The organism is Rhizobacter sp. P2_D12, assembly GCF_056404395.1.
On the sequence record NZ_JBFUEB010000212.1, the window covers coordinates 1 to 4,381 of the forward strand.

The window sequence follows — 4,381 nt, forward strand, 5'->3', positions numbered from 1 at the left end:
ATCGGCGACGTCGTGCGCGGCCCGATGCTCGCGCACAAGGCGGAAGAAGAGGGCGTCGCGGTGGCCGAGCGCATTGCCGGCCAGCACGGGCACGTCAACTTCAACACCATCCCGTGGGTGATCTACACCTCGCCCGAGATCGCGTGGGTGGGCCAGACCGAGCAGCAGCTGAAGGCGGCCGGGCGGGCCTACAAGGCCGGCACCTTCCCGTTCCTCGCGAACGGGCGGGCGCGGGCGCTGGGCGACACGACCGGCATGGTGAAGTTCCTGGCCGATGCGGCGACCGACGAGATCCTGGGCGTGCACATCGTCGGGCCGATGGCCTCGGAGCTGATCTCCGAAGCGGTGGTCGCGATGGAGTTCAAGGCCTCGGCCGAGGACATCGCGCGCATCTGCCATGCGCATCCGTCGCTGAGCGAAGCCACGAAGGAGGCCGCGCTGGCGGTCGACAAGCGCACGCTCAATTTCTGAGCGGCGCGCTGCAGTCGCCCCCATGCCGTCGGTCACCGAGCTTTACCACCAGACGCTGGCCGAGCGCGGCTACCACAGCGACCCGGCGCAACTCGCCGCGGTCGCTGCGCTGCAGCGCTGCCAGGACGAATGGGAGGCCTACAAGGCGCGGCGCAGCAACGCGATCGCGAAGCTGCTGGTGCGCCCGCCGCTGCCGCGCGGCGTCTACATGTACGGCGGGGTGGGGCGCGGCAAGAGCTTCCTGATGGATTGCTTCTTCAATGCCGTGCCGCTGCAGCGCAAGACGCGGCTGCACTTCCACGAGTTCATGCGCGAGGTGCACCGCGAGCTGGCCGAGCTGAAGGGCACGGTCAACCCGCTGCACGAGCTGGGCGCGCGCATCTCGCGGCGCCACCGGCTGATCTGCTTCGACGAGTTCCACGTCGCCGACGTGACCGACGCGATGATCCTGCACCGCCTGCTCGACAGCCTGTTCGAGCACCGCGTCAGCATCGTCACCACGTCGAACTTCAAGCCCGACGACCTGTACCCGAACGGCCTGCACCGCGACCGCGTGCTGCCGGCCATCGAGCTGCTGAAGGACAAGCTGGAGGTGATCGGCGTCGACAACGGCACCGACTACCGCCGCCGCACGCTGGAGCAGGTGACGCTGTACCACACGCCGCTCGGGCCGCAGGCGGACGCGGCGATGGCCGAGGCCTTCACGCGGCTGGCCGAGGCCAAGGACGAGCCGCCCGTGCTGCACATCGAGCACCGCGAGCTGCACGCGCGGCGCAAGGCCGGCGGTGTGGTGTGGTTCGACTTCAAGACGCTGTGCGGCGGGCCGCGTTCGCAGAACGACTACCTGGAGCTCGCGTCGCAGTTCCACACCGTGCTGTTGTCGGATGTGCCGCAGATGCCGCCGCGGCTGGCGTCGGAGGCGCGGCGCTTCACCTGGCTGGTGGACGTCTTGTACGACCGGCGCGTGAAGCTCATCATGTCGGCGGCGGTGCCGGCCGAAGAGCTGTACAAGGACGGTCCGCTGGCGCACGAGTTTCCGCGCACGGTGTCGCGGCTCAATGAAATGCAGTCGACCGAGTTCCTGTCTCTGGCACGGCGCGACGTCGACACGGGGTTGACGTGAAGAAGCTTGCCTGGCTGGGGGTGGCGCTGGTGGCCGCGTTGGCGGCGAACCCGGCGCGCGCCGAGGATGCGCCGTCCAGCCGGGCCGAGCGCGAACGCATCGCCCGCCAGCGCCAGGCCGCCGAGGTGCAGTTCGCGCAGCGCGAGGCGGAATGCCGGCAGCGTTTCGTCGTGACCTCGTGCATCGACAAGGCACGCGCCGACCGGCGCCAGACGCTGGACAACCTGCACCAGCAGGAGATCGCGCTCGACGAGGTGGAGCGCCGCCAGCGCAGCGCCGAGCACCGCCGCCGGCGCGATGCCAGGGCCTGGGAAGAGATCAACAAGCCGGCCCCCGAGCCCAAGCCGCCGCGCGAGCCGAAGCTGCGCGCGCCGAAGGCGGTGGCGAAGCTGCCGGATGCGGCGGCGTCACGCCCGGCGCCGGTGGACCGCAGTGCCGAGGAGCAGCGCAGCCGCGAGCGTTTCGAGGCGCGCAAGCGCGAGGCCGAGGAGCACCGCGCCGAGGTGGAGAAGCGCAACCGCGAGCGCGCCGACAAGAAGGCGAAGCCGTTGCCGCCCCCGAGCGCGGCATCCGCCCCGTAGCCCGCAAGCCATTGCGGGCACGTCAGTCAACCCAAGGCATCGATCCGGATCAACGCGAGGGACAGGTTGTCCCCCGTCCCCCGTGCCCGCTGTCGCGCCTTGGTCACCAGCATCTCGCTGGCCTCGCGCGGCGGCAGCGTGTGCACGATCGCGCCGAGTTCCTTCGGGCTGAAGTAGTGCCACAACCCGTCGCTGCAGGCGAGGATCGAATCGCCGACCTGCAGCTGGTCGATGTGGTGCAGCGTCAGCGGCGGATCCTGGTAGGTGCCCAGGCAGCCGGTCAGCAGGTTGGACTGCGGGTGGGTGTTGGCCTCGTCCTCGCTGATCTGGCCTTCGTCGACCAGGCGCTGCACGAACGAATGGTCGATGGTGCGGCGGACCATGTCGGGTCCGCGGAAGTGGTAGCAGCGCGAATCGCCGGCGTGGATGATGTCGCATTCGCGCGAGGGGCTGATCAGGAAGGCCACCGCGGTGCTGTGCGGTTCTTCCTCGGCGGTGATGGCCGTCAGCTTGATCATCAGGTGCGCTTCGAGCACCAGCTGCTTCAGCAGCTCGGACGGGTCGTCCTGGTTGGGGCTGTAGCGCTCGAACAGCTGGCGGGCGGTCAGCACGACCTGGTCGGCCGCCTTGCGACCCCCGCTCTTGCCACCCATGCCGTCGGCCAGCACCGCCAGCGCGCACCCGGGGACCCGGTGGTGGGGCAGGATCTCGACCTGGTCTTGCTGGTAGGCACGATCGCCGCGGTGCATGCCGGTCGCGGCGTTCAGCCGATATCCTGGGGGTGTGCTCATGGTCGAAAACTATAATCGCTTTGCTCTCACATTCACTTGCAATACTCCGCGACGTTCTCCTCGATGGACGACAACCTGCATTCGCCGCAGCGCCGCCTGATCGAGCTTCGCATGGAGCACGCCGACCTCGACAGCCTGATCGACCAGGCCGGCGACGATCGCCCGAACGATGAACTGGTCATGCGCCGGCTGAAGAAGCGTCGCCTGGCATTGCGCGATCAGATCGCTCGCCTGGAAGCCCAGCTTGACCCTCCCGAACCCGCCTGATGACGGCCCCCCGGTCGCTTCGCTCCAGCTCCTCGAGCGGAATCTGAAAGACATCTCTTGAGCCCCCTGCAGCAAGCGGTTGTCGAAGCCTTCGCGCAAGGCGGTGCCCTGTCGCAGGCCGACCCGCGCTACGTCGAGCGCGAGGTGCAGCAGCGCATGGCGCAGGAGGTCGCCCAAGCCATCGACGAACGCCGCGCGCTGGTGGCCGAGGCCGGCACCGGCGTCGGCAAGACCTTCGCCTACCTGGTGCCGACGCTGCTGTCGGGCGCGCGCGCACTGGTCAGCACCGCCACCAAGAGCCTGCAGGACCAGCTGTTCCTGCGCGACCTGCCGCGCTTGCGCGACGCGCTGGGCCTGCCGCTGACCATCGCGCTGCTGAAGGGGCGGGCCAGCTACCTGTGCACGCACCGCATGAACCAGGCGCGCCAGTCGGCGCAACTGCCCGATCGTTGGGCCGTGCGCACGCTGGCGAAGATCGAGGTCTGGTCGCACGCCACCACCAGCGGCGACCTGGCCGAGCTCGACGGGCTGGACGAGCGCTCCAGCGTGATCCCGCTCGTCACCTCGACGCGCGAGAACTGCCTCGGCAGCGAATGCCCCGACTACCGCCAGTGCCACGTGATGAAGGCGCGACGCGACGCGATGGCGGCCGACCTGGTCGTCGTCAACCACCACCTGTTCTTCGCCGACATGGCGCTGCGCGACAGCGGCGTGGCCGAGCTGCTGCCGAGCGTCGAGGTGGCGGTGTTCGACGAAGCGCACCAGCTGGCCGAGGCCGGCGTGGCCTTCCTGGGCACCACGCTCGGCACCGGCCAGGTGATCGACTTCGCGCGCGACATGCTGGGCGCCGGGTTGCAGCTGGCGCGCGGCCTGGCGCCCTGGCAGGACCTGGCCGCCGCCTGCGACAAGGCGGCGCGCGAGCTGCGCATGGCCGCCGCCGGGCCGTTGCGCGAAGTGCGCGGCAGCTTGAAGCTGCGCTGGGAAGAGCGCTCGGCGCGCGCCGATTTCGGGCAGGCGCTGGGGCTGCTGGCGCAGGCCTGCGAGGCGGCCCAGGTGGCGCTGGACACCGTCAGCGAGATCGCGCCCGACTTCACCAAGCTGATCGAGCGCGTGCAGAACTTCCGCCGCATGGCGGCGCTGTTCGAACG

General features: G+C 69.8%; 5 protein-coding genes and 1 pseudogene. 5 read left to right on the top strand and 1 reads right to left on the bottom strand.

All coding sequences use genetic code 11. The features are described 5' to 3' along the window. The 3 genes and pseudogenes from AC1DYN_RS31610 to AC1DYN_RS31620 form a co-directional block, all read left to right on the top strand. Positions 1-471: pseudogene (locus tag AC1DYN_RS31610) on the top strand (dihydrolipoyl dehydrogenase); the annotation flags it as partial. Between the two features lie 22 nt (positions 472-493). Then, the gene (gene zapE, locus AC1DYN_RS31615; RefSeq protein ID WP_477966614.1) at positions 494-1,594 is read left to right on the top strand and encodes a cell division protein ZapE; all 1,101 of its coding nucleotides are present in this window, start codon (positions 494-496) and stop codon (positions 1,592-1,594) included. Then, a complete protein-coding gene (locus AC1DYN_RS31620) occupies positions 1,591-2,175 on the top strand; it encodes a hypothetical protein (RefSeq protein WP_477966616.1) in 585 nt (194 codons plus the stop codon). Before zapE ends, AC1DYN_RS31620 begins: the two co-directional genes overlap by 4 nt. A 26-nt stretch (positions 2,176-2,201) precedes the next feature. On the opposite strand, the gene AC1DYN_RS31625 is transcribed toward AC1DYN_RS31620, so the two are convergent. After that, positions 2,202-2,966, bottom strand: coding sequence for a PP2C family protein-serine/threonine phosphatase (locus AC1DYN_RS31625; protein ID WP_477966618.1), 765 nt, complete (start codon positions 2,964-2,966; stop codon positions 2,202-2,204). A gap of 63 nt (positions 2,967-3,029) precedes the next feature. On the opposite strand from AC1DYN_RS31625, the gene AC1DYN_RS31630 reads away from it, so the two are divergent. Further along, positions 3,030-3,233, top strand: a complete 204-nt coding sequence (locus AC1DYN_RS31630) for a YdcH family protein (RefSeq protein WP_477966620.1) — start codon at positions 3,030-3,032, stop codon at positions 3,231-3,233. Between the two features lie 57 nt (positions 3,234-3,290). Then, positions 3,291-4,381 (top strand): ATP-dependent DNA helicase (locus AC1DYN_RS31635; protein WP_477966622.1); only part of this gene is annotated, 1,091 nt, incomplete at its 3' end.